Source organism: Mesorhizobium sp., from assembly GCF_004963255.1.
Classification (GTDB): Bacteria; Pseudomonadota; Alphaproteobacteria; order Rhizobiales; family Rhizobiaceae; genus Mesorhizobium.
This window is the reverse complement of record NZ_SUGA01000005.1, coordinates 249,060-272,733: the sequence shown is the minus strand read 5'-3', so window position 1 is coordinate 272,733 and position 23,674 is coordinate 249,060. Positions and strand designations below refer to the sequence as shown.

At 64.8% G+C, this 23,674-nt stretch carries 20 protein-coding genes; 7 read left to right on the top strand and 13 right to left on the bottom strand.

Annotation, left to right across the window (positions count from 1 at the left end):
* The first annotated feature begins 45 nt into the window (after nt 1-45).
* The 3 genes from E5X34_RS09160 to E5X34_RS09150 all read left to right on the top strand — a co-directional run bounded on the left by E5X34_RS09160 (nt 46) and on the right by E5X34_RS09150 (nt 2,720).
* Nucleotides 46-684: a hypothetical protein gene (locus E5X34_RS09160; protein WP_127867203.1), complete on the top strand. Its 639-nt coding sequence runs from the start codon at nt 46-48 to the stop codon at nt 682-684.
* 39 nt (nt 685-723) lie between these two features.
* Nucleotides 724-1,656 (top strand): uracil-DNA glycosylase, encoded by a 933-nt coding sequence (locus E5X34_RS09155; protein WP_292563254.1) that lies wholly within the window; start codon nt 724-726, stop codon nt 1,654-1,656.
* Between the two features lie 251 nt (nt 1,657-1,907).
* A complete protein-coding gene (locus E5X34_RS09150) occupies nt 1,908-2,720 on the top strand; it encodes a helix-turn-helix transcriptional regulator (protein ID WP_292563251.1) in 813 nt (270 codons plus the stop codon).
* A gap of 1 nt (nt 2,721) precedes the next feature.
* Here the strand turns inward: E5X34_RS09150 and E5X34_RS09145 are convergent, their stop codons facing one another.
* Nucleotides 2,722-3,669, bottom strand: coding sequence for a DMT family transporter (locus E5X34_RS09145; protein WP_292563249.1), 948 nt, complete (start codon nt 3,667-3,669; stop codon nt 2,722-2,724).
* A 201-nt stretch (nt 3,670-3,870) separates the two neighbouring features.
* On the opposite strand from E5X34_RS09145, the gene pepN reads away from it, so the two are divergent.
* The gene (pepN, locus tag E5X34_RS09140) at nt 3,871-6,516 is read left to right on the top strand and encodes an aminopeptidase N (RefSeq protein ID WP_292563246.1); all 2,646 of its coding nucleotides are present in this window, start codon (nt 3,871-3,873) and stop codon (nt 6,514-6,516) included.
* Nucleotides 6,517-6,814: 298 nt separating this feature from the next.
* Nucleotides 6,815-9,136, top strand: coding sequence for a PAS domain-containing sensor histidine kinase (locus E5X34_RS09135; RefSeq protein WP_292563244.1), 2,322 nt, complete (start codon nt 6,815-6,817; stop codon nt 9,134-9,136).
* 1 nt (nt 9,137) lies between these two features.
* On the opposite strand, the gene E5X34_RS09130 is transcribed toward E5X34_RS09135, so the two are convergent.
* The 5 genes from E5X34_RS09130 to E5X34_RS09110 form a co-directional block, all read right to left on the bottom strand.
* Nucleotides 9,138-9,386 (bottom strand): hypothetical protein, encoded by a 249-nt coding sequence (locus tag E5X34_RS09130; RefSeq protein ID WP_292563241.1) that lies wholly within the window; start codon nt 9,384-9,386, stop codon nt 9,138-9,140.
* A gap of 246 nt (nt 9,387-9,632) precedes the next feature.
* On the bottom strand, nt 9,633-12,608 hold the full coding sequence (locus E5X34_RS09125) for a bifunctional [glutamine synthetase] adenylyltransferase/[glutamine synthetase]-adenylyl-L-tyrosine phosphorylase (protein ID WP_292563238.1): 2,976 nt from the start codon (nt 12,606-12,608) through the stop codon (nt 9,633-9,635).
* A 114-nt stretch (nt 12,609-12,722) separates the two neighbouring features.
* A complete protein-coding gene (locus E5X34_RS09120; RefSeq protein WP_292563235.1) occupies nt 12,723-14,201 on the bottom strand; it encodes a HAMP domain-containing sensor histidine kinase in 1,479 nt (492 codons plus the stop codon).
* Between the two features lie 8 nt (nt 14,202-14,209).
* Nucleotides 14,210-14,884, bottom strand: a complete 675-nt coding sequence (locus tag E5X34_RS09115; protein WP_292563232.1) for a response regulator transcription factor — start codon at nt 14,882-14,884, stop codon at nt 14,210-14,212.
* 313 nt (nt 14,885-15,197) lie between these two features.
* Nucleotides 15,198-16,754 carry a Do family serine endopeptidase gene (locus E5X34_RS09110; RefSeq protein WP_292563230.1) on the bottom strand — a complete coding sequence of 519 codons (1,557 nt, stop codon included), beginning with the start codon at nt 16,752-16,754 and terminating at the stop codon, nt 15,198-15,200.
* 221 nt (nt 16,755-16,975) lie between these two features.
* Between E5X34_RS09110 and E5X34_RS09105 the strand changes: the two genes are divergently transcribed.
* Nucleotides 16,976-17,245, top strand: a complete 270-nt coding sequence (locus E5X34_RS09105) for a CopG family ribbon-helix-helix protein (protein WP_292563227.1) — start codon at nt 16,976-16,978, stop codon at nt 17,243-17,245.
* Complete coding sequence (locus tag E5X34_RS09100; RefSeq protein ID WP_292563224.1) at nt 17,242-17,550, top strand: type II toxin-antitoxin system RelE/ParE family toxin; 309 nt, start codon at nt 17,242-17,244, stop codon at nt 17,548-17,550. The genes E5X34_RS09105 and E5X34_RS09100 overlap by 4 nt, the downstream gene beginning before the upstream one ends.
* Here the strand turns inward: E5X34_RS09100 and E5X34_RS09095 are convergent.
* The 7 genes from E5X34_RS09095 to E5X34_RS09065 form a co-directional block, all read right to left on the bottom strand.
* Nucleotides 17,508-18,011 carry a cytochrome c-type biogenesis protein gene (locus E5X34_RS09095; protein ID WP_292563221.1) on the bottom strand — a complete coding sequence of 168 codons (504 nt, stop codon included), beginning with the start codon at nt 18,009-18,011 and terminating at the stop codon, nt 17,508-17,510. The two genes, E5X34_RS09100 and E5X34_RS09095, sit on opposite strands and share 43 nt — an antisense overlap.
* On the bottom strand, nt 18,008-19,993 hold the full coding sequence (locus E5X34_RS09090; RefSeq protein ID WP_292563219.1) for a heme lyase CcmF/NrfE family subunit: 1,986 nt from the start codon (nt 19,991-19,993) through the stop codon (nt 18,008-18,010). Before E5X34_RS09090 ends, E5X34_RS09095 begins: the two co-directional genes overlap by 4 nt.
* Complete coding sequence (gene ccmE, locus E5X34_RS09085; protein WP_042642035.1) at nt 19,993-20,436, bottom strand: cytochrome c maturation protein CcmE; 444 nt, start codon at nt 20,434-20,436, stop codon at nt 19,993-19,995. Before ccmE ends, E5X34_RS09090 begins: the two co-directional genes overlap by 1 nt.
* Nucleotides 20,437-20,439: 3 nt before the next feature.
* Nucleotides 20,440-21,561 carry a c-type cytochrome biogenesis protein CcmI gene (gene ccmI, locus E5X34_RS09080; RefSeq protein WP_292563216.1) on the bottom strand — a complete coding sequence of 374 codons (1,122 nt, stop codon included), beginning with the start codon at nt 21,559-21,561 and terminating at the stop codon, nt 20,440-20,442.
* Nucleotides 21,562-21,669: 108 nt separating this feature from the next.
* Nucleotides 21,670-22,107, bottom strand: a complete 438-nt coding sequence (locus tag E5X34_RS09075) for a hypothetical protein (protein ID WP_292563213.1) — start codon at nt 22,105-22,107, stop codon at nt 21,670-21,672.
* Nucleotides 22,104-22,274 (bottom strand): hypothetical protein, encoded by a 171-nt coding sequence (locus tag E5X34_RS09070; RefSeq protein ID WP_292563211.1) that lies wholly within the window; start codon nt 22,272-22,274, stop codon nt 22,104-22,106. The genes E5X34_RS09075 and E5X34_RS09070 overlap by 4 nt, the downstream gene beginning before the upstream one ends.
* Nucleotides 22,271-23,659, bottom strand: a complete 1,389-nt coding sequence (locus E5X34_RS09065) for an ATP-binding protein (protein ID WP_292563208.1) — start codon at nt 23,657-23,659, stop codon at nt 22,271-22,273. The genes E5X34_RS09070 and E5X34_RS09065 overlap by 4 nt, the downstream gene beginning before the upstream one ends.
* Nucleotides 23,660-23,674: the final 15 nt, after the last annotated feature.

The following is a 23,674-nucleotide window of genomic DNA, read 5'->3' as shown; positions in this document are numbered from 1 at the left end:
GTTTTTAATTGTTCGGCGGCTTGGTTATCGGCAATACTTCGCGCCATGCGCAGTCCAGGGCCGCCCGGCTTTCCATCGAAGCGCTTGCTCTTCACGCCTGGCCTGGCCTGGCGGGCGGTTCTTCCGCTCCTCTTTTTGAGCCTGCCAGCTGAGGCCGATCCGGTGAAGGTCTGGACCACCGGCGCCTATTCCTTCTCCGACGAGCTGGGCGGCTTCCGCATCACCGGCGTGTCCGGCATCGGCACCAAGGAAGATCCGCTGGTCATCAAGGAGGAGCTGAATACGGCGACGCCGGTGACCCTGACCATCCGCGCGACCAAGCCGATCGAGCCCTTCGGCAAGGCCGGCGAGGTCGCCAACGGCGTGATGTATATGCGCATCGACGTGCTCAACAACAGCGCGCTCCCTTGGGTGGAGTTCCAATTCGAGCTGCAGGAAATCCTCGACCAGCCGAGCGTGTTCGGCGATGGCCTGTCCTTCGACCAGCGCAACAAGACGCCCGACAACATCGTCTCCAGCAATTTCGCCGATTTCGAGCGCAAGTTCGAACCCTATGACCAGTTGCTGTTCAAAAACGGCAAGGTCGATCCGCTGAAGTCAGCAACCTTCGATTTCCTGATCACCGACTACACGCCGCGCTGGACGTTCTACATCGTGCAGGATCCGCGCATACCGACCGGCTAGAAGGTTGCAAATCGGCGCCGCGCGGACGATGGTGGCGCCATGACTGCCGCCTCGCCCAGCACACCAGCCGAGATCGCCGAACTGCTCGCCTTCTATGCCAGCGCGGGCGTTGACGACGCGCTTGAAGACGCGCCGATCAACAGGTTTGCCGAAGCGGCGGCAGCGCCAGTTGGACGCGGGCCGGCCGAACGCAGGCCTGCCGAGCGGGCGCCGGCCGCGCCGCGCCGCGAAGCCGCGCCCGAGAGCCGAACGGTACCCGAGCAGGATTCCGAACAAGCTGAGAATCCGCCGGCGCCCTTCTCCGGCCTCGACGCCAGCAATATTCCGGATGCACCCGCGCGGGCGCCGGCAGCAGCCGCCGTTCCCGACGAGGCACAGGCGGCCGCGGCGCGCCAGCTTGCCGCCCGCGCGACGACGCTGGATGAGCTGCGCCAGCACATGGCCGCGTTCGACGGCTGCAATCTCAAATTCACCGCCAAGAACCTGGTCTTCGCCGACGGCAACCCCAACGCCGACCTGATGCTGGTCGGCGAGGCGCCGGGCCGCGATGAGGATATGGAGGGCCTGCCCTTTGTTGGCCGCTCCGGCCGGCTGCTCGATCGCATGCTGGCGGCGATCGGCCTTGACCGGACCTCGGCCTATATCGCCAACGTCATCCCGTGGCGGCCGCCGGGCAATCGTACGCCGACGCCGCATGAGACAGAGATCTGCCGGCCCTTCATCGAAAGGCAGATCGAGCTGGTCAATCCGAAAGTGCTGGTCAATCTCGGCGGACCTTCTGCCAAGACGCTGCTCAACACGACCGAAGGCATCCTGCGCCTGCGCGGCAACTGGCGTGTGCATACGACCGCCTCCGGGATTGCGATACCAGCAATGCCGACGCTGCACCCGGCCTATCTATTGCGGACGCCGGCGCACAAGAAACTGGCCTGGCGGGATTTTCTCGAGGTGAAGGCGAAACTGCGGGCGTAGGCGACTAGCTGATCTCCCCCCTTGTGGGGGAGATGCCTGGCAAGGCAGAGGGGGCGCTGTCCCGCCAGCCTGTCAACATTGGGCCGGTACGCCAGCCGAGAATTTTGGGATTTCAGAAGCTGGCGTTCCTTCGCGCCCCCCTCTGTCCTGCCGGACATCTCCCCACAAGGGGGAGATTGGCTGCTTCTGCGCCTTCGCCAATTACCTCGAACGTAATTGAATTCCCTCCCTGCCCAGCCTAGTCCTACCGCATGATCACATCCGACATTTCCGCCGGCAGCCTGATCCGCGAATGGCGCACACGAAGGCGCATGAGCCAGCTCGACCTCGCCATGGAGGCCGATATCTCGCAGCGGCATCTCTCCTTCGTCGAGAGCGGCCGCGCGCAGCCGTCGCGCGAGATGGTGCTGCATCTGGCCGAGCAGCTGTCGATCCCGCTGCGTCAACGCAACCAGCTGCTGCTCGCGGCGGGCTTCGCGCCGAGCTTCAGCGAGAGGCCACTGACCGACGCCACGCTGGCGCCGGCGATGGCCGCGGTCGAGACCGTGCTCAAGGGCCACGAGCCCTTTCCGGCGCTGGCGGTGGACCGGCACTGGAACCTTGTTTCCGCCAATGCGGCGATCGCCCCATTCCTCGCCGATATTTCCGAACAGTCGCTGCTTGCGCCGCCGGTCAATGTGCTGAGGCTGAGCCTGCATCCCGGCGGCGTGGCGCCTCGCATCGTCAATCTGGCGGAATGGCGCGCGCATCTGCTCGAACGGATGAAGCACCTGAGCGACGCGACCGGCGATCCGGTGCTGATCGAACTGGAGCGGGAGCTGCGCGCCTATCCGTCCGGCCTGAAGAGCAGCCGGCCGGCGCCGGTCGAGCCGAGCGGCATCGTGCATCCGCTCAGGCTCGCGCATTGCGATCAGGTGCTTTCCTTCATCAGCACAATCACCGTGTTCGGCACGCCGCTGGACGTCACGCTGTCGGAACTGGCGATCGAATCCTTTTTCCCGGCCGATGAGCAGACCCGAGCGGTGCTGGTGCGGCTGGCGAAAGAGCGCGCAGCAGCTTCGTAGCTTACCCCTGCGGCGGTGCGGCTGTCCTGGTGCGCGTGCGCTCCAGGCCGAGCTGCCGCTCGCGCCAGATGATGAAGATACCGGCGGCGACCACGATGACGCCGCCGATCAGCGTGTTGAGCGAGGTCACGTCGCCGAAGACGAGATAGCCGACGACGACTCCGAGGATCATCGAGGTGTATTCGAACGGCGCCACGACCGAGGCTTCGGCGTGGCGGTAGGCCGCCGTCATGAGGATCTGGCCGAGGCCGCCACAGAAGCCGGCAAAAACTAGGAGCGCCGCCTGCAGCGGCGTCAGCTCCTGCCAGCCGAAAGGCAGGGTGAAGAGCGACAGCACTGAAGCCGTCGAGGAGAACCATAGAACGATGGTCGCCGTCTTCTCCGTCTGCACGAGATTGCGCACCAGGAGCATGGCGACGGCCGAAATCGCGGCGGCGATCAGCGCGGCCATGACTCCAAGCACCTCCTGGTCGTCGAGGCCCTGATCGGAATTGAGCAACGTCAGTTCGGGCCAGGAGATGACCAGCACGCCGGCAAGACCGACGACGACCGCGCTCCAGCGATAGACGCGGATCGTCTCGCCGAGGAAGATCGACGAGAACACGACGACCAGCAGCGGCTGGGCATAGTTGAGCGTAATCGCCTCGGGCAATGGCAGCCTGGTCAGCGCGAAGAAGCCGAGCCCCATGGCCCCGACGCCGACAAGGCCGCGCGCGATGTGGTTGAACGGCCGCCTGGTCGTGAAGGCGGTGGCGAGCTCGCCCTTGAAGGCCAGGAAGGCGATGATCGGGAAGATGGCGAAGAAGGAGCGGAAGAAGACGATCTGCCCGGCAGGCACGTCGCCGGTCGCCTTGATGCAGGTCTGCATGCCGACGAAAACCGTCACCGAGACGATTTTCAGTGTGATGCCGCGCAGCGTGCTGTGGCCGACGGCATGATCGACGGTCATCTTGCCTCGTCAGAATGTCGAAAAACGAAGCCGCCAAATAGCCTAAGAGCAATTCCAGGAAAAGTGTGCAATCGGAATTGCGAAACACACCCTATCCCGCGGTTTTGTCGCGTGACGGTTTCGTGTAAAGAGCGCGCATCTCAAAATTCCTGGACCGGCCACGCTGGCTCCCGACCGAAATCGACAGGAAAAACCCAAGGAATGCGCACCGATACCGGCCATGTCTTCAAGCTCGAAGACTATCGCCCCAGCGACTATCTCATCCCGAGGACCAGCCTCGACTTCCGCCTGTCGCCGGACGCGACGCGCGTCACCGCGCTGCTCACCATCGAACGGCGCGAGGGCGTCGCGCCGACGGCGCCGCTGGTGCTCGACGGCGATGGGCTGACGCTGCTTGGCTTAGCCATCGACGGGCAGGCGCTCGCAGCCGGCGACTACGAGGCGACGCCGGACCGGCTGACGATCCTGAAGCCGCCAGCGGCACAGCGTTTCGAGCTTCGCCTGGAGACCGAGATCGCGCCTTCGCGCAACGAGGCGCTGATGGGCCTTTATCGCTCCAACAACGTCTATTGCACGCAATGCGAGGCCGAGGGCTTTCGCCGCATCACCTATTTCCTCGATCGTCCCGATATCCTGTCCGTCTACACCGTGCGCGTCGAGGCCCCGCATAACGAGGCGCCGCTGCTGCTCTCCAACGGCAATCCCGTCGAGCGCGGCGCGCTCGCCAACGGCCGGCACTATGCGGTCTGGCACGACCCCTTCCCCAAACCCTCCTACCTCTTCGCCCTGGTGGCGGGCGCGCTCGGCAAGGTGGCGGGCAGCTTCACCACCATGTCCGGCCGCGAGGTCGAGCTCGGCATCTATGTGGAGCCCGGCAAGGAGCGGCTTGCCGGCTATGCGATGGACGCGCTGAAACGCTCGATGAAATGGGACGAGGACGCCTTCGGCCGCGAATACGACCTCGACGTCTTCAACATCGTCGCCGTGTCCGACTTCAACATGGGCGCGATGGAGAACAAGGGCCTCAACGTCTTCAACGACAAATATGTGCTGGCCGACGAGGAGACCGCGACGGATGCCGATTTCGCCAATATCGAGGCGATCATCGCGCATGAGTATTTCCACAATTGGACAGGCAACAGAATCACTTGCCGCGACTGGTTCCAGCTCTGCCTGAAAGAAGGGCTGACGGTTTACCGCGACCACGAATTCTCCGCCGACCAGCGTTCTCGCGCGGTGAAGCGCATCGCCGAGGTGCGCACGCTGCGCGCGCATCAGTTCCCGGAAGACCAGGGGCCGCTGGCGCATCCGGTCAGGCCGCGCCGCTACCGCGAGATCAACAATTTCTACACGGCGACCGTCTACGAGAAGGGCTCGGAAGTGGTGCGCATGATCCGCACCATTCTCGGGCCGGAAACCTTCCGCGCAGGCATGGACCTCTATTTCGAGCGGCATGACGGCGAAGCCGCCACGATTGAGGATTTCCTCAAAGTGTTCGAGGATGTCTCGGGCCGGGATCTCGCCCAATTCGCGCTCTGGTATCACCAGGCCGGCACGCCGAACCTGACGGTGAGCTCCACGCATAATGCGGCGGCCAGGGAATTCATCTTGGAAATCGAGCAGTCGGTGCCGCCGACGCCATCGGAGAGCCGCAAGCGGCTGATGCATATTCCCCTCGCGTTCGGACTTGTCGGCGCCGACGGCAAGCCTGTCACCTGGGATGCCGTCGAGGGCGCGACGGTGGATGACGGCGTCATCCATATCCGCAAGCGCCGGCACACAGTGCGCTTTTCCGGCGTTTCGGAACGGCCCTCGGTGTCGCTCAATCGCGGCTTCTCGGCGCCGATCACGCTTTCGGTGCAGCAGAAGGCCGACGACCAGTTCTTCCTCGCCGCACATGACAGCGACCCTTTCTCGCGCTGGCAGGCGTTCAACACGCTTTTGACCGAGGCGCTGATCGCCGCCTTCCGCCAGTTGCTCGGCGGCAAGGAGCCGACCTTCGCGGCACGGCTGGCCGAGCTTGCCGGCCAGATCGCCGGCGACGAGGCGCTGGAGCCGGCCTATAGGGCGCTGGCGCTCACGCTTCCCGGTGAAGCCGACATTGCCCGCGACATCGGCAAAGGCATCGACCCCGACGCCATCTTCGCCGCGCGCGAGGCGCTGGCGCGGACGATCGCCGAGACAAATCGCGATGCCTTCTCCGCTCTTTATGACAGGCTCGCCGACAAGGGTCCGTTCAGCCCGGACGCGGCGAGCGCAGGGCGCAGGGCGCTCCGCAACATCCTGCTCGACTATCTTTCGCTGCTGCCGGAAGGCGCCGCCCTCGCCGCGCGACACTTCAATGCCGCCACCAATATGACGGACCGTGCCGCGGCGCTGGCCGTGCTGGCGCATCGCCATTCGGGCATGGCCGAGGCGGAAGAAGCGCTGGCGGCCTTCGAGGCCCGCTATCGCGATGACGCGCTGGTGCTCGACAAATGGTTCCAGATCCAGGCCGGAGTTCCCGGCCCGAAGACTGTCGACAAGGTGCGCGCGCTGATGCAGCACCCTGCCTTCTCGATCGCCAATCCGAACCGGGTGCGTTCGCTGATCGGCACCTTCTCCAGCGCCAACCAGACCGGCTTCCACCGGGCCGATGGCGAAGGCTATCGCCTGTTCGCCGAGACGGTGCTGGAGATCGAGAAGCGCAACCCGCAAGTGGCGGCGCGGCTGGCGACGGCGCTGCGCTCCTGGCGCTCGCTGGAGTCCGAACGCCAGGCCAAGGCCAAGCAGGCGCTGCTCGATATGGCGAAGGTCGAGAACCTATCGGCTGATTTGCGGGATATCGTGGAGCGGACGCTGGCTTAGCGCCAGCTTCCCTTCTCCCCTTGCGGGAGAAGGTGTCGCCGAAGGCGACGGATGAGGGGGGCTCCAGATGTCACCAGCGTCACACTCCGCTGGAACACCCCTCATCCGTCTCGGCGCTAACGCGCCGATCCACCTTCTCCCACAAGGGGAGAAGGAAAAAAGGCAAATTTCAATCAACTTTTAATCTTTTTCGCCCGGCCCTCTGGACAAGGCGAATCACGTTTGATTCTTTAATGGCGATTCGGGCGTGCGGCGTATCCGGATCATCCAGTATACGGCAGATCGGGGAGTGCCATTTATGGCCAAGGCGGACGCGTGGGGCGCGCCCGGAGGGAAGGCTTTTGCGCGTCGCAAGGCAAGGGGCGATGGACTTGCCGGCAATACGCGCCTGATCGCCGAACCCACCTATCAGCGGCTCTTGGCCGCCGAGCCGTTTCTGCGCCGTTCAATCCCGGCGCTGATTGTTATTTTCCTCATCGTCATCGCGGCGCTGCGCTTCCTGTCACTGATGAACGAGCATGACGAGATCGAGCGCGACGCCAAGGCGGTGCTGGCTTTAGCCGCCGGCCAGATGGCGCAGGCCATCATCGCCGACCCCAACGCCGCGGGCGCCAACGCCGTCAGCCTGCTGGAAAGCACCAGCCGCCAGGGCGCCATGAGCCGCGCCCATGTGCTTGCCATCACCGACGGCGCCTTCAAGGTCATCGCCGTCTCGCCGCTGTCGACAGGCTGGCAGGGCCGTACGCTGGACAGTCTGGTCCTGGGCGGCCAGCCGCTGTTCATGTTCGGCGACCGCGCCGGGGTGATGGATGTCTCGATCGCAGGAAAGGACTGGTTCGCCGCCGTCAGCCTCACCGGGGATCGCAGGCACGCGACCGCCGTTCTGGTGCCGCAGGAAGCGGTGTTCGACAGCTGGCGCAAGTCGATGTCGCTCAACGTCACGCTGTTCGTCCTGACGGCGGGCGTGCTGATCGTCATCCTCTATGCCTATTTCGGTCAGGCGGCGCGCGCCCAGGCGGCGGACCGCATCTATCTCGAGGCGCACCAGCGCATCGACATGGCGCTGGTGCGCGGCCGCTGCGGGCTGTGGGACTGGGACATGGTGCGCGGCAAGATGTACTGGTCGCGCTCGATGTACGACATGCTTGGCTATGAACCCTGCGATACGATGCTCTCCTTCGGCGAGGTCGACGAGATTATCCACCCCGAGGACGGCGACCTGTTCGAGCTCGCCAACCGCATCGTCGAACGCGAGATCGACCATATCGACCAGGTCTTCCGCATGCGCCATGCCGACGGGCAATGGGTGTGGATGCGGGCCCGCGCGCAGGTGATCGACCCGGAGGCGCCGGAGATCCAGTTGATCGGCATCGCCGTCGACGTCACAGAGCAGCGGCATCTCGCGCTGCGTTCGGAAGCGGCCGACATGCGGCTGAGGACCGCGATCGAGAACATCAACGAATCCTTCGTGCTGTGGGATGCCTCCGAGCGGCTGATCATGTGCAACTCGAAGTTCCAGAAGGACAATGGGCTCTCGGACCGCGACGTCGTGCCGGGCGTCGGTCGCGATGCGCTCGAGGAGCGGATGCTGGCCTTCGCCTCGGAGCGCAGGCTCGCCAACGCCAACGGGCCGCATGGCGGCGTCACCCTGGAGCGCCAGCTTGCCGATGGCCGCTGGCTGCAGGTCAACGAGCTTAGGACCCGCGACGGCGGCACCGTCTCGGTCGGCTCCGACATCACCCAGATCAAGCTGCATCAGGAGAAGCTGGTCGACAGCGAGCGCCGGCTGATGGCGACGATCCACGATCTCAGCCTCGCCCGCCGCGCCGAGGAGGAACGCTCCAGCGAACTGGTCGAGCTCAACCGCAAATACATGAAGGAAACCGAGCGCGCCGAGGCGGCCAACCGCGCCAAATCTGAGTTCCTCGCCAACATGTCGCATGAGCTGCGCACACCGCTGAACGCCATCATCGGCTTCTCCGAGCTGATGCAGCAGGGCCTGTTCGGGCCGCTCGGCTCCGAGCGCTACGAGGAATACGCAACCGACATCAACGGCAGCGGCAAATACCTGCTCGGCGTCATCAACGACATCCTCGACATGTCGAAGATCGAGGCCGGCCAGTTCTCGCTCGACCGCGAGGAGATCGACCTCTGCCCGCTGATCAGGGAAACGGTGCGGGTGATCTCGCTGCAGGCGGCGGAGAAGTCGATCAATGTCGAGACGCGGATCGCCGACACGATGCGGGTCTATGCCGACCGCCGCGCGATCAAGCAGATCGCCATCAACCTTCTCTCCAACGCGGTGAAGTTCACCGGACAGGGCGGCAAGATCACTGTCAGGGCGCGCAACACTTCGGGCGCGCTGCTGCTCACCATCGAGGACAATGGCTGCGGCATTCCCAAGCATGCGCTGAGCAAGCTCGGCCGGCCGTTCGAGCAGGTGCAGAACCAATTCTCCAAGAACCACACCGGCTCGGGCCTCGGCCTCGCCATCTCGCGTTCGCTGGCCGAGCTGCAGGGCGGCGCACTGAAGATCCGCTCGACCGAAGGCGTCGGCACGATCGTGTCGGTGCGCATCCCGCTGAAGAAGGCGCCGGCCGCGGTGAAGGCTGCGGCCTAGGTTAGACCGGTTTCGAACCAGTGGGGTTTAGATCGTTTGCGGCAGCCGGCGCCGGGGTTGCCTCGACGCCTTTCGATGCCGGTCCATAGACCAAGGCGACGACGAGACCGAAATATCCGACCTGCAGAATGACCATGGCCAGCATTGCCCATCCGAGCGCCGTCCAGACGGAACCTGTTTCCATGCCAGCCCAGACCGCCACCAAGAATGACGCTGCGAACATGCCCACCAAGAATTTCTGAAGTTCCATAGTTGCCCAGCGCCCCAAGTTTTGGCGATTTGGAGGGCTTTCACGTCAGCCGTTGTGAAAGAACCCGCCGCTCCATTTGCGAAGCGGCGAGGCCCCCCTTCGTCGGGGTGAATTGACTCCCCGGCATTGCTGACAGTGCAATTGCGGTGCCAGACCCATTGACCCATTACGGGACACCTCTGCCGACGGTACAAGACCGGATCGCCGATTAATATTAACTGTGGCTAATGTGCCACCCAGAGAATCTCATGGCGACGATGCGACTGATGGCGACGCTCCCGCACGAAGCAGACGATCGAAATCTCTCCTGACCTTCCGCGATGTCTCCTTGAGATGCGCTTCCAGCACGGTGAAATCCGGTAGGTCGGTGACCGCCAGAAGCAGGTCGGCAAGCCCCGGCGGGACATCGTCGCGCTGGAACTCGCCGGTGAGGCAAAGCCTGATCATCTGCGTCAGCGCCAGATAGAGCCGGTAGGCCTCGGCAAGCTCTTCACGGATATCGGGTGCGGCGAAACTGGGGGCAAGCCGCGCCAGGATGTCGGCTGTCGCCGTCACCCGGCGGCCGGGCTCGACATTGCCGGTGATAACCGCGACCTGGGCGATGAATTCGAGATCGATGAGCCCGCCCTGGGTGAGCTTGATGTCCCAGAGATCGCGCGGCGGCTTTTCCTTCTCGATCAGCGCGCGCATGTCCGAGGCCTCTGCTTTTACCTTGGCGGCATCGCGCGGCTGCGCCAGAACCGCCGCCACTTCCGTCTCGAGCTCGGCGCAAAGCTCGGCATCGCCGCCGATGGCGCGCGCCCTCGCCAGCGCCATGTGCTCCCAGGTCCAGGCGTCCTGACGCTGGTATTTCTTGAACGCGTCGATATGGGTGGCGACCGGTCCCTTGTTGCCGGATGGGCGCAGGCGCAGGTCCAGCTCGTAAAGCACGCCTTCGGCCGTTGGCGCCGAGACGGCGGCGATCAGGCGTTGCGTCATGCGGGTATAGTAATGCGACGGCGCCAGCGGCTTGTCGCCGTCGGAGTCCTCCGCATCGGCGTCATGATCGTAGAGCAGGATGAGATCGACATCCGAACCGGCGGTGAGCTCGCGGCTGCCGAGCTTGCCCATGCCGAGCAGCGCCACCCTGCCGCCGGCGATGCCGCCGTGGCGCAGCGCGAATTCGGCGATCACCGCTTGAAGCGCCGCCTCGATGGTGAGGTCGGCGAGATCGGAGAAGGCGCGCCCCGCCCGCGCCGGATCGATAGAGCCGGCCAGCAGCCGCACGCCGATCAGGAACTTCTGTTCGGAAGCAAAGATGCGCAGGCGATCGAGCACGTCCTCATAGGCGCGGTCGCCCTCGATGAAGGCGGCAAGGCGGGCCGAAAGATAGGCGCGATCCGGCAATTCGGTGAGCAGCGCCGGGTCGAGCAGCCCGTCAAAGACATGCGGTCGACGCGTGATGATGGCCGCCAGCCGCGGGGCTGCCCCCATGATCGTCGCCATCAGCTTCAGCAGCGCCGGATTGGATTGCAGCAGCGAGAAAAGCTGGATGCCCGCCGGCAGGCCGGCAAGGAACTCGTCGAAGCGGATCAGCGCCTCGTCGGCGCGTCGCGTCTGGCCGAAGGCTTTGAGCAGAGCAGGCGTCAGCTCGGTCAGCCGCTCGCGCGCTTCGGCCGACTGGGTAACGCGGTAGCGGCCGAAATGCCAGCCGCGGATGACGCGACAGATGTCACTCGGCCGCTGGAAACCCAGGCGATGCAGCGTCTGCAGCGTATCGGGATCGTCGACATCGCCGGTGAAGACCAGGTTGCCGATGCCGGCCGAAAGCTCGGGCGCGGTTTCGAAGAGCGCCGCATAGTGGCGCTCGACCTGCTGCAACGAGGCGCGGAAGGCCTGCGTGAACTCCGCCTCGCCGGCAAAGCCCAGCATCAGCGCGATGCGTTCCAGCTCCTCATCGCTGTCGGGCAGGATATGCGTCTGTTCGTCGGCCACCATCTGGATGGCGTGCTCGACGCGGCGCAGGAACCAGTATTGCCGGGTGAGCGCATCGCGCGCATCGGCGGTGATCCAGCCGCGCGCGGCGAGCGCGCCCAGCATCGGCACGGTCTCGCGGCCGCGCAGTTCCGGGAAGCGGCCGCCGGCGATGAGCTGCTGGGTCTGGACGAAGAACTCGATCTCGCGGATGCCGCCGCGGCCGAGCTTCACGTTGTGGCTCTTCACCGCGATCTCGCCATGGCCCTTATGGGCATGGATCTGGCGCTTGATCGAATGGACGTCGGCGATCGCCGCGTAGTCCATGTATTTGCGCCAGACATAGGGCTGCAATTCCTTGAGGAAGGCCGCGCCCGCGACACGATCGCCGGCCACCGGCCGCGCCTTGATCATGGCGGCGCGCTCCCAGTTCTGGCCGCGCGCCTCATAGTAGCGAAGCGCCGCCTCGACCGGGATCGCCAGCGGCGTCGAGCCGGGATCGGGGCGCAGCCTGAGATCGGTGCGGAAGACATAGCCATGCTCGGTGCGGTCCTGCAGGATGCGCACGAGCCGGCGGGTGAGGCGCGAGAACAGCTCCGTCGCGTCGAGCGGATCGATGACGGCCGGCGCTTCCGGATCGAAGAAGACGACAAGATCGATATCGGAGGAAAAATTCAGCTCATGCGCGCCGAGCTTGCCCATGCCGAGCAGGATCCAGCCTGAATCCCTGGCCGGCACCGCCGGCTTCGGCAGCTTGAGCTTGCCTTGCCGGTGCGCGTCGAGCAGCAGGAAATCGACGGCGGCGTTTGTACAGGCGTCCGCGAGATCGCTAAGCCGGCGCACCGTCACCGAGGTCTCCGCCTCGCCCGAAAGATCGGCCAGCGCGATTAGGAAATGCGCTTCGGTCTTCGATTGCCTGAGCTGCATCATCAGCGCGGTTTCCGAGACATCCTCGGCCTTGGCCGCGCCGCCGATCGCTTCGCCGATGGCTCCGAGCCGCGCCTCTACCGTCTCGTCGAACAGCGTCTCGAGAATTGCCGGCCGGCGGCGCGCCACATCGCGCAGGAAGGGCGAGAGATCGAAGACGGCCGCCAGCAGGTCCTGCAGCGGTCCCTCACCCGCCAGGAACGCGGCGAGGCGGGAAAGCCCCTCCTCCTCGGCGGCATCGGCGATCTCCGACAATTCGCGCCGGGCATGCTCCGCGTCCAGGGGCTGGAGCGCCAATGTCGGGCTAAGCCGGTACTCGAATTCGATCTTCTTCTTCGCCATTTGCCCGAACCATTAAAGCATGTCTCCCGAAAGTGAGCCCGGTTTCGGGACAAAGACATGCTTAATCAAAAACTTAAAGCAGGTCGCGGGAATCCCTTTTCTCGCGGACCTGCTTTAATGCGTCTCCCGCAACGGAAAACTCATGACCACGGACAATCCTGGATTGGCGGGCAAAAGATCAAGCCTGCCGTTGTGGAAAGTCATGATGGCCTTGGCGAGGCTGAGGCCGAGGCCCGAGCCCGGCTGCGAGCGGCTCTTTTCCAGGCGCACGAAGCGCTCGGTGGCGCGGGCACGATCGGCGTCGTCGGGAATGCCGTGGCCATTGTCGGTGACGGTAAGCTTGATTTCGCTTCCGGCGCGCTCCAGCGCCACACGCACCTTCGGCGTCTCGGCGGCGTCGGTCGAGTATTTGATGGCGTTGTCGACGATGTTGGACAGCGCCTGACCGACCAGCTCGCGGTTGCCGTTGATCGTGAAGGCCTCGGGGACGGTCGCCTCCAATGTGACGCCCGCTTCCTCGGCCACCGGCTCGTAGAGCTCGACGACGTCGCTCACCGTCGCGGCGAGATCGACCGGGCCGGTCTGTTCCGAGGAATAGCCGGCCTCCAGACGCGAGATCATCAGTATGGCGTTGAACGTCTTGATGAGCTGGTCGGACTCCGCGATCGTGCCCTCCAGCGCCTGGCGGTAGTCTTCCGTCTTGTGCCGGCCGGCAAGCGTCGCCTCGGCGCGGTTGCGCAGCCTGGTCAGCGGCGTCTTCAGATCATGGGCGATGTTGTCGGAGACCTGCTTCAGCCCCTCATTCAGCATGGCGATCCTGGCCAGCATCGCATTGAGGTTTTCCGACAGGCGGTCGAATTCGTCGCCGGCGCCGGTGACCGGCAGCCGTCCGCTGAGGTCGCCGCCCATGATGCGGCGGCTGGCATCGGACACACTGTCAATGCGTTTCAGCGCGGCGCGCCCGACGAAGAACCAGATCAGGAGCCCGCCCAGGCCCATCATGCCGAGCGCCAGCGTCAGCGCCCGGCTGATGACGGCGCGGAAGCGCTCGGGCTCGCCGAGGTCGCGGCCGACCAGCATGATCATCTGGTTTGGCAGTCGCAGCACCAAGGCGATGGCGTTGTGGCCCTTTTCGCCTGTCGACTGGGGAGTGCCGTTGTCGCCGGCCTGGGGCGCGGGCTGGTCGGTAGCTCCACTGCGCAACCGGTCGAGCTCGCCTTCGCCGAAGCGCTGGTAGGAGAAGGGCTCGGTCGTCCAGCCCTCGGTCTCGATGACGCCGGGCTCCAGGCTCTGCACATTGCCGGTCAGGATCTGGCCGTTGGCGTCGGCGATGAGATAGAGGTTGGCGCCGGGCTGGCGCGAGCGGTTTTCGACGACGCGCACCAGCACGGGCAACCCGCCGCGCTGATAGGCACGGGCGAGGCCCAGCACCTCGTCGTTGATGGTCTCCTGCGTCTGCGCGGTCAGCATGCGCGCCGACAGCGACGTCATGTAGAAGACGAGCAACACCGCGCAAAGCGCGAAAAGCAGAAGATAGAGCGCCGACAGCCGGGCCGCCGTCGTCTTCATGATGGCCGGCAGGGAAAGAGCCATTTTGCTCCTTAACCGCCTTTCAGCATGTAGCCGGCGCCGCGAATCGTGTGCAGGATCGGCTTGTCGAAGCCTTTTTCGATCTTGCCGCGCAGGCGCGAGACATGGACGTCGATGACGTTGGTCTGCGGATCGAAATGATAGTCCCAGACATTTTCCAGAAGCATCGTGCGGGTCACCACCTGGCCGGCATGGCGCATCAGATATTCGAGCAGGCGGAACTCGCGCGGCTGCAGCGTGATCTCGCGTCCGGCCCGCTTGACCGAATGCGATAGCCGATCGAGCTCGAGGTCGCCGACGCGGTAGACTGTCTCGGATTCGCGCGCGCCGGCACGGCGGTTCAGCACCTCGACACGGGCCAGCAATTCAGAAAAGGCATACGGCTTGGTGAGATAGTCGTCGCCGCCGGCGCGCAAGCCGGTGACGCGGTCGTCAACCTCGCCCAGCGCGGACAGGATCAGAACCGGCGTCGTGTTGCCGCGCGAGCGAAGCGCGGCGATCACCGACAGGCCGTCGCGGCGCGGCATCAAGCGGTCGACCACCATCACGTCATAGTCGCCGGCGTCGCCCAGCGCGAAGCCGGTCTCGCCGTCGCCAGCGACATGGGCGGTGTGGCCCGCCTCGGCGAAGGCTTTCTGCAAGTAGTCCGCCGCCTCGCGATCGTCTTCCATGACGAGAATCTTCATGGGACCGTTATACGCGATTTCACTGGAAGTTTGAGAGGCAGTCATTGCTTCCTGCTTTGCCTTGATTGGTCGCGTGTCTTCTTCCCAAAACCGGCAGCCACTTTTGGGCGACATGCGTTCTTTCGCTTCGCATGTCGTCTTCCCAAAACCGGCAGCCACTTTTGAGCGACATGCGATAAAGCGGCAGCGGGTGATGGGAAACCCGCTGCCGCCAGGAGCGAAACACGGTGACTGACTTACGTGCTCGGCCCCATGTTTCCCCACGGCGGCTCGGGGGTGTTGATACCGCCATGGGGAAAGCTGAAAGTTGGTGTCAGCCCTTGCCGACCGGCAGCGCGACGAAGCGGTTCGAGTCGTCGCGTGTGATCTGCATCAGCACGGCCTTGCGGCCAGCCTTGGCGGCATCGGTCATCGCCTTGGAGACGTCGTCGGTGGTGTTCACCTCGTTCGAGTTGATCGAGGTGATGACGTCGCCGGGCTGGATGCCGCGGTCGGCAGCGTCGCTGTCTGGATCGACGTCGGTAACCACGAGGCCCTTGCCCTTTTCCGCCTTGGTGACGGTCAGGCCGAGATCGGCCAGCGTGTCTGCCTTGGCGGCCGGCGCCGACTGCTTGTTGTTGTCGTCGTTCGAGGCCTGCTTGTCGCTCGCGGGCAGCGTGCCGAGATCGACCTTGACGGTCTCGTCCTTGCCGTTGCGCCAGACGGTGACATCGACCGATTTGCCGGGCGCGAATGCACCGATCATGCGGGCGAGCTCCTTCGGCGAGGCGACGTCCTTGCCGTCGACCTGGGTGATGACATCACCGGCGACGATGCCCGCCTTTTTGCCCGGCCCGCCATCCTGGGCGCTCGACACCAGCGCGCCCTTGTCCGACTTCAGGCCGAGCGATTCGGCGATGTCGGAGGTGACTGGCTGGATCTCGACGCCGAGCCAGCCGCGCTGGACCGAGCCGCTCTTCATCAGGTCCTGGACCACCTGCTTGGCGGTCGAGGCCGGGATGTCGAAGGCGATGCCGACGCTGCCGCCCGACGGCGAGAAGATGGCGGTGTTGATGCCGATCACTTGGCCGTTGAGGTTGAAGGTCGGGCCGCCGGAATTGCCGCGGTTGACCGACGCATCGATCTGGATGAAGTCGTCATAGGGGCCGGCGCCAATGTCACGGCCGCGGGCCGAGACGATGCCGGCGGTGACGGTGCCGCCGAGGCCGAACGGATTGCCGACGGCAACCACCCAGTCACCGATGCGGACCTTGGAATCGTCGGCGAAGTCGACATAGGTGAACTTGTTGCCGCCGCCATCGACCTTGAGCACGGCAAGGTCGGTGCGCGGATCGGTGCCGATCAGCTTGGCATCGAGTTCCTTGCCGTCATTGGTGACGACGGTGAAATCCGAGCCTTCCGACACGACATGGTTGTTGGTGACGAGATAGCCGTCTTCCGAGATGAAGAAGCCCGAGCCCTGGGCAACCGGGCGTGGCTCGCCATTGCCATGGTCGCGATGGCCGAAGCGGCGCATGCCGAACTGGCCGCCCTGTCCCTGGTCGCCGAAGCCGCGGAACTCCTTGAAGAAGCGGCGCAGCTGTGGGTTGTCGGGCAGGTTGTCGAAACCGCCCTGATCGTCCTGGCCGTCATCGGCGGTCGGCTGGATCTTGGCCTTGACCTTGACGCTGACCACCGCCGGCGAGACGTGCTCGACGACATCGGCGAAGCTCGGCATCTGCGGGGCCTCGACGCGCACGGCATCGGCCAGCACGGGGGCGGTGCCGGTTGCGAGCATGCCCGCGCCGACCGTGCCGACAACGGCCAGGGAAGCGACGGCGGCCATCAGGCGCTTTCGGGTGCGGGAATATGAATTGGGGGCAATATTCATGGGGTCTCGTTTCCTCTTTCGACGTGGATGCGCTCAGGCGAAGCATCCTCGGGCAAGAGAATTAGGGAGCCGCACATTACGGCGCCATTTCCGGTACATGAAAGTTTTGTAATGTTGCCGACGCTCGTCGTTTGGGTTCTGCACCGCTTTCGCCCCACTCCTCCCTTGGTAGAATCTGCCACTTGTGCTATCTTGTACACAACCTAGCGTAAGGCTTTCCCATGACAGCAAGCACTACCATGACAATCCGAGTCTCGGCCGAAACCAAACAGAAACTCGAGCGGATCGCCGCCGACACAAGGCGCAGCAAATCCTTTCTCGCGGCCGAAGCGGTTTCGGACTATGTCGATCGGGAACTCGAGATCATCGACGGTATCAAACGTGGGTTGGCGGACGCTAAGGCAGGCCGTCTCGTATCCCACGATGAAGCCATGCTCGAAATCGACGCGATAATCGAGGCTGCGGAAGCCAACCGAGCGGGCAAGGCGTGAAGCGAGCCGTTAGCTGGTCAACAGAAGCACTCGACGACTTCAAACAGCAGGTCGCTTTTATCGCGCGCGACAATCCGGTCGCAGCTAAGCGCGTAGCGGATCGAATTCGTGCTGTGAGCCAAAATCTTGGCGACATGGCGACGGGTCGACCAGGTCGCGTGGCGGGGACCTACGAAAAGCCCGTCGTACGCCTGCCGTACATCGTAGCCTATACGCTTCGGCCAATCGGTGGCCGTGAGAGTGTTATCATCTTGCGCGTTATTCACACATCGCGCGATTGGCCGCCGGAGGAATGGCCGGACTGATCGCTTAGCATCTTGTCCAGTGCCGCCTGTTCCTCGGCGCTGAGAGCGCTGTCCGACGTCGGGCGGCGCGAGCGGGCGCTGAGCAGGATGAACAGACCGCCAGCCAGAAGCAGGAGCACCGGCGTGCCCCACAAAAGCGCGTTGCGCAGGCTGAAGCGCGGCTTCAAGAGCACGAACTCGCCATAGCGCGAGACGATGTAATCCATCACCTGCTGGTCGGTGTCGCCGGCGACGAGGCGCTGACGCACGAGGATGCGCAGGTCGCGGGCCAGATCGGCATCGGATTCGTCGATCGACTGGTTCTGGCAAACCATGCAGCGCAGGCCTTCCGACAGCGCACGCGCCCTCGCCTCCAATGCCGGGTCCTGCAGCACTTCGTCAGGCTTCACCGCCTGCGCGGCGCCCGTAAACGCCAGGGCGAGCAGAAGGATCAGCGAGGCGAGTGAAAACCTCGCTTTCATGTCGGGCTCGTCAACGCGGCGGCCGGCTTGCGGCGCCTCGCGGGCGCGCCGACGCGCAGGCGGCGGTCGGCCAGCGACATGGCCGCGCCCGCCATCATCACCAGGGCGCCGCCCCAGATCAGCGTCACCAGCGGTTTCCACCAGAGGCGCACGACGACGGAGCCGTCATTACCTTCGTCACCGAGCGACAGATAAAGCTGGCTCAAGCCGAGCGTCCTGATGCCGGACTCGGTCGTTGCCATCTGCCGGGCCTGAAAGAACCGTTTTGCCGAAGAGATCTCGCCATTGGCATTTCCGTCTGCGCCGATCAGCAGGAAGCGGGCGCGATCCTCGGTGAAGTTCGGACCTTTCTGGGGAAAAAGCCCTTCGAAGCGCAGCGTGTGGCCGGAGAGTTCCACCGTCTCACCGGGCCGCATGGTGAGGATCCGCTCGGTGCCGAAGCAGAGCGTGCCGACGATGCCGAGCAAGGTCAGCCCGAGGCCAAGATGGGCCAGCGCTGTACCGAAGACCGAGCGCGGCAGGCCGGTGAAACGGCGAAGCATGACGGCCGGCGCCACAGAGCCGGCGCCGGATTTGACGGCAAGGTCGGTCAGCGCGCCGGCGACGAGCCAGACAGCGAGGCCGACACCAAGCGCGGCAAAAACCGAGGCGCCGTCGATGAACAGGCCGGTGACCAGCATCGCGGCGATCGCGAGCGCAAAGGCCGCCATCAGCCGCTGCGAGGCGGCAATCACATCACCGCGCTTCCAGGCGAGCAGCGGGCCGAACGGCACGATCGCCAGCAGCGGCAGCATCAGCGGGCCGAAAGTCAGGTCGAAGAAAGGGGCGCCGACCGAGATCTTGCCACCGGTGAGCGCTTCGAGCGCCAGCGGGTAGAGCGTGCCGACCAGCACCGTCGCGGTGGCGGTGGTGAGAAAGAGGTTGTTGAGGACCAGCGCGCCCTCGCGCGAGATCGGATGGAACAGGCCGCCGGCCGTCAGGCTGGATGCGCGCAGCGCAAACAGCGCCAGCGAGCCGCCGATGAACAAGGTCAGGATGCACAGGATGAAGACGCCGCGCGCCGGGTCGGTGGCGAAGGCATGCACGGAGGTCAGCACGCCCGAACGCACCAGGAAAGTGCCGAGCAGCGACAGCGAGAAGGTGAGGATGGCAAGCAGCAGCGTCCAGATCTTCAGCGCCGAGCGCTTTTCCATGACGATGGCCGAATGAAGCAGCGCCGTGCCGGCAAGCCAGGGCATGAAGGAGGCATTCTCGACCGGATCCCAGAACCAGAAGCCGCCCCAGCCGAGCTCGTAATAGGCCCAGTAGGAACCCATGGCGATGCCGCCGGTGAGGAACATCCAGGCGACCAGCGTCCACGGCCGCACCCAGCGCGCCCAGGAGGCGTCGATGCGGCCTTCGATCAGGGCGGCGACCGAGAAGGAAAAGCAGACCGAGAAGCCGACATAGCCGAGATAGAGCAGCGGCGGATGGATGGCGAGGCCGAGGTCCTGCAGGACCGGGTTGAGGTCGCGCCCCTCGACCGGCGCCGGATTGAGGCGGATGAACGGGTTGGAGGTCGTCAGGATGAACAGGAAGAAGGCCGCGCCGATCATGCCTTGCACGGCAAGCACATTGGCCTTGAGCGTCGCCGGCAGATTGTTGCCGAAGACGGCGACGAGCGCGCCGAAGAAGGTCAGGATCAGCACCCACAGAAGCATCGAGCCTTCGTGGTTTCCCCAGGTGCCGGTGATCTTGTAGATCATCGGCTGCAGCGAATGGGAATTCTCCCAGACATTGGCCACCGAGAAGTCCGAGCCGGCATACGCGCTCGCCAAGGCCGTGAAGGACAGCGCGGTCAGCGCGAAGCCGGTGACGGTCACAGGACCGCCGACCGCCATCAGCCGCTGATTGCCGGTGCGGGCGCCGACCAGCGGCACCAGCATCTGCACCAGCGACAGCGCGAAGGCGAGCACGAGGGCGAAATGTCCGGTCTCAACCATTATTGGCTCTTGCTTTCCACCCAGACGCCCTTGGCCTTCAGGCCGTCGGCGACTTCCTTCGGCATATAGCGCTCGTCATGCTTGGCCAACACGCTGTCGGCGACGAAAACCCCGTCCGGACCGAAAGCACCTTCGGTTATGACGCCCTGCCCCTCGCGGAAGAGATCGGGCAGGATGCCGGTGTAGGTCACCTTGACCGATTTCTGCGTGTCGGTGACCGAGAAGGCGACGGTTGCGCCGCTGCCGCGCACGACGGTGCCGTTTTCGACGAGGCCGCCAAGCCGGATGCGTTGTCCGGGCGGGACGCTTGCGGTTGCCAGCTCCGCCGGCATGTAGAAATAGGAGGCCTTCTGGCCGAGCGCGTAGAAGGTGAGTCCGGCGGCCGCGGCGAGGAAGGCCAGCCCCGCCACGATCACCGACAATCGCTTCTGCTTGCGCGTCATCTCTTACTCCGTCGCCGTCACGCCGAGGGAGGCGGCGAAGGCGGTGAACTTCTTGGCCTGTTCGCTGTCGGCCCCAAAGGCGGCGACAGCGCGGCCGAGCGCCTCGCGCGCCTGATCGGGCTTGCCGAGCACGGCATAGGAACGGATGAGGCGCATCCATCCTTCCTCGTCACGGGGATTCTGCTTCAATTTGTCGTCGAGGCCCGCGACCATCGTTTCGATCATCGCCTGCCGGTCCTGCGGCGACATCTGCTGCGCGGCTTCCATCTGCTGGGCATCCGGCCCGCTCGCCGCGACCGCTGGCTGGCCAGCCTCGGCAAGCGCCTGCTGGACGGCGCTGCGCCAGGGCGAATCCGGCGGAAGCTGGCCGAGCATCTTTTGCCAGGCGGCGACAGCCTCGTCCTTCCTGCCTTCCTGGGCAAGGCCTACGCCCAGGTAGAAATTCGCCTTGGCATTGGCCGGATCGAGCTTGAGAGCCGCCTCGAAGGCGTTTTGTGCATCGGCCGAAACGATGCCGCCGGCAGCACTCGCGATCGCCTCCCCGAGGCCAGCCTGGCGCACCGCGCTGTCGCCGTCGAGGCGAATGGCGTTGCGGTAGGCGGTTATCGCGTCGGGAAAGCGCTGCAGGCGAAGATAGATCGGCGCCAGCACGTCCCAGCCCTTGCCGTCCGACGGATTGGCGGCAAGATGCGCTTCGGCGCGTGCGACCAGCTCGTCGACCGAGGAATCAGCGGGATTCTTGGCGAGACGTTCGGCCAGGGGCTGTGAAGGCAAATCGGGCGAGCCGAGCACGCCGTAGAGCCCCCAGCTCAGCAGCGGAACGGCAAGCACGGCCAGGCTGGCGACCAACCTGATGCCGCGGGAGGAGGCGCTGGCGGAGGCCGGCCGCTCGGCCGTGCCGAGACGCAGGATGCGGCGGCCGATCTCGGCGCGCGCCTCCTCAGCCTCGCCCGGCTGGATCAGGCCGCGCGCCACGTCGCGATCCAATTCGGAAAGCTGGTCGCGATAGACTTCGAGGTCATGATCGCCAGGCGCCGATGCACCCTTGATGCCGCCGGTGAGCGGCAATAGCACCGCCAGGCTGGCGCCCAGCGTGAGGATTGCGGCTATGACCCAGAACAGCATGGCTCTTCCAATAAAGGCAGAGCCCTGCCCTGCCAACACAAGCATACTGCGACGCTTTGACGGCGGATGCTCTGTCCGGCTTTGATGTATATCAATTGGGCCGATTTATCAGGTGAGCGGCGTCCAGCTGCCGTCGGCGTTGCGGCAGGCGGTGCCGCGCGCGGTGACGCCCGCGCCGCCAGTGAAGACGGTGTGGGTGTACTGGCGGCAATCCTGGGAGCCGACCCGATAAGGCTGGGCCGCGACGACCTCGCCATAATGGGAGGCGTTGTCGCCCTTCCATGTCACCTTCTGGCCGCTGGTGTTGTATTCCAGCGCCTTGTACTCCGCCTCCAGCCCCTTGCGCTTTTCGGCGTCGCTCAGGCCCGAGCCGATCGACCCGCCGATCAGCCCCCCATTCATCGCCGAGACGATGCTTGTCGACACCTTGCCGCCTGAAGGCGGCGTCGAAACCGGCGTGGCCGGAGAGGTTGGACCGCCCCTGCCGAGTGTCGTGCAGCCGGAAACGGCGAGCAGGGCGGAAACGAGCGCGACGCGGATCTTCATGCCAACAACCGGTTCTCTTGAGCGGGATGAGCTTCTTGAGCGAAATGGACTTCTTGAGAGAGATGGTTAGGCGACCGCGCCATCAGGGAAGCATCCTGGCCATAGTGTTGATATTTGTCGGAAATTTGGCCGTCAGCCCCTGCTCGCAAATCGATAAAAAACATCATTGAAGGCTCCGCAATCTCACCACCGCCCTCAAGCCGCCCATGCCCGACCGTTCCAGCGCCAGCGAGCCTCCATACTCGTTGACGAGATCGGCGACAATGGCAAGGCCAAGCCCGGTTCCCGGCTTCGTCTCGTCCAGTCTTTTGCCACGCTTCAACACCTCTCGCGCGCTGTCCTCGGGAATGCCCGGACCGTCATCCTCTATAACGATTTCAAACAGGTTGCCGCTTCCCGAAATAGTGGCGATCGTCACGGCAACAGCGCTCTTTGCCCATTTCATCGCATTGTCGAGCAGATTGCCGAGCAGTTCCTCGAGATCCTCGCGCTCGCCGGCAAAGACGATCTCGGCCGGCGGCAGGGACAGCGTCAGCCGCGTTTGCGGGTTGAGCTTGCGCAGCACGCGCACCATGCGCTCGACCAGCGGCGAAACCGGCGTGCGGAAGACGACGCTGTCGCGCTGCGCGGCGACGCGGGCGCGCTGCAGGTAATGATCGACCTGCTTCTGCATGGAAGCCGCCTGGTCGGCGATCAGCTGGCCCTTGGCGCCGCCGAGCGCGCGGCCCTCATTGATCAGCACGGCTAGAGGCGTCTTCAGCGAATGGGCAAGGTTGCCGACCTGGGTGCGCGAGCGCTCGACGATGCGCCGGTTGTTCTCGATCAGCGCATTGGTCTCGTTGGCCAGCGGCTCGATCTCGGCCGGGAAGCTGCCGTCGAGGCGCTGGGCCGTGCCTTCGCGCACCATGGCGAGCGCATTGCGGACCCGGCGCAAGGGCTGGAGGCCCAAGAGGATGGCGATAGCGTTGATGGCGATCATGCCGACGCCGAACAGCGACAGATAGGTGAGCAGGCGGCGCTGGAAGCTCGCGATCTCCTGCTCGAGCTCACTGTGATTGCCCATGACGCGGAAGCGGGCGGCGCGGTTCTTGGCGTCCAGCACGAACTCGCTCTCGAACACTTCGAGCTGCTCGCCCTTTATGCCCTGCATCGAGTAGCTGCGCTGGAAGTTCGCGTTGAACGGGACCTCCGCGACGCTCGGCGACAGGAGCGAGGTCGTCATCGAGGAAGAATGGATTTCGCCATGCACGCCCTCGGAGGCAGGCTCCACCGACCAGTACCAGCCGGAATTCGGCTCGGAAAAGCGCAGGTCGCCAAGGTCGGGTGCCCCGGTCAGCGCGCCATTGTCGGAAATGCCGACGGAGCCGATCAGGTTGAACAGATGCGCCGAGAGCAGGCTGTCGAAGCCGCGCTCGCTGGCCTGGCGGTAAAGCGTGGTGATGAGGGTGAAGATGACGACCAGCGTCAGGATCGCCCAGATGGTCGAGAAAGCGATGACGCGGAAGGTCAGCGAGCGCGGCCAGAGCCGCAGCCTTGAAATCCACCTTCCCATCGCTGGCTTCAGCGG

Bases quoted from the DNA above. Each gene is read 5' to 3' on its own strand.
- E5X34_RS09160 (WP_127867203.1), top strand. From the start codon at position 46: ATGCGCAGTCCAGGGCCGCCCGGCTTTCCATCGAAGCGCTTGCTCTTC.
- E5X34_RS09155 (WP_292563254.1), top strand. From the start codon at position 724: ATGACTGCCGCCTCGCCCAGCACACCAGCCGAGATCGCCGAACTGCTC.
- E5X34_RS09150 (WP_292563251.1), top strand. From the start codon at position 1,908: ATGATCACATCCGACATTTCCGCCGGCAGCCTGATCCGCGAATGGCGC.
- E5X34_RS09145 (WP_292563249.1), bottom strand. From the start codon at position 3,669: ATGACCGTCGATCATGCCGTCGGCCACAGCACGCTGCGCGGCATCACA.
- pepN (WP_292563246.1), top strand. From the start codon at position 3,871: ATGCGCACCGATACCGGCCATGTCTTCAAGCTCGAAGACTATCGCCCC.
- E5X34_RS09135 (WP_292563244.1), top strand. From the start codon at position 6,815: ATGGCCAAGGCGGACGCGTGGGGCGCGCCCGGAGGGAAGGCTTTTGCG.
- E5X34_RS09130 (WP_292563241.1), bottom strand. From the start codon at position 9,386: ATGGAACTTCAGAAATTCTTGGTGGGCATGTTCGCAGCGTCATTCTTG.
- E5X34_RS09125 (WP_292563238.1), bottom strand. From the start codon at position 12,608: ATGGCGAAGAAGAAGATCGAATTCGAGTACCGGCTTAGCCCGACATTG.
- E5X34_RS09120 (WP_292563235.1), bottom strand. From the start codon at position 14,201: ATGGCTCTTTCCCTGCCGGCCATCATGAAGACGACGGCGGCCCGGCTG.
- E5X34_RS09115 (WP_292563232.1), bottom strand. From the start codon at position 14,884: ATGAAGATTCTCGTCATGGAAGACGATCGCGAGGCGGCGGACTACTTG.
- E5X34_RS09110 (WP_292563230.1), bottom strand. From the start codon at position 16,754: ATGAATATTGCCCCCAATTCATATTCCCGCACCCGAAAGCGCCTGATG.
- E5X34_RS09105 (WP_292563227.1), top strand. From the start codon at position 16,976: ATGACAGCAAGCACTACCATGACAATCCGAGTCTCGGCCGAAACCAAA.
- E5X34_RS09095 (WP_292563221.1), bottom strand. From the start codon at position 18,011: ATGAAAGCGAGGTTTTCACTCGCCTCGCTGATCCTTCTGCTCGCCCTG.
- E5X34_RS09090 (WP_292563219.1), bottom strand. From the start codon at position 19,993: ATGGTTGAGACCGGACATTTCGCCCTCGTGCTCGCCTTCGCGCTGTCG.
- ccmE (WP_042642035.1), bottom strand. From the start codon at position 20,436: ATGACGCGCAAGCAGAAGCGATTGTCGGTGATCGTGGCGGGGCTGGCC.
- ccmI (WP_292563216.1), bottom strand. From the start codon at position 21,561: ATGCTGTTCTGGGTCATAGCCGCAATCCTCACGCTGGGCGCCAGCCTG.
- E5X34_RS09075 (WP_292563213.1), bottom strand. From the start codon at position 22,107: ATGAAGATCCGCGTCGCGCTCGTTTCCGCCCTGCTCGCCGTTTCCGGC.
- E5X34_RS09070 (WP_292563211.1), bottom strand. From the start codon at position 22,274: ATGATGTTTTTTATCGATTTGCGAGCAGGGGCTGACGGCCAAATTTCC.
- E5X34_RS09065 (WP_292563208.1), bottom strand. From the start codon at position 23,659: ATGGGAAGGTGGATTTCAAGGCTGCGGCTCTGGCCGCGCTCGCTGACC.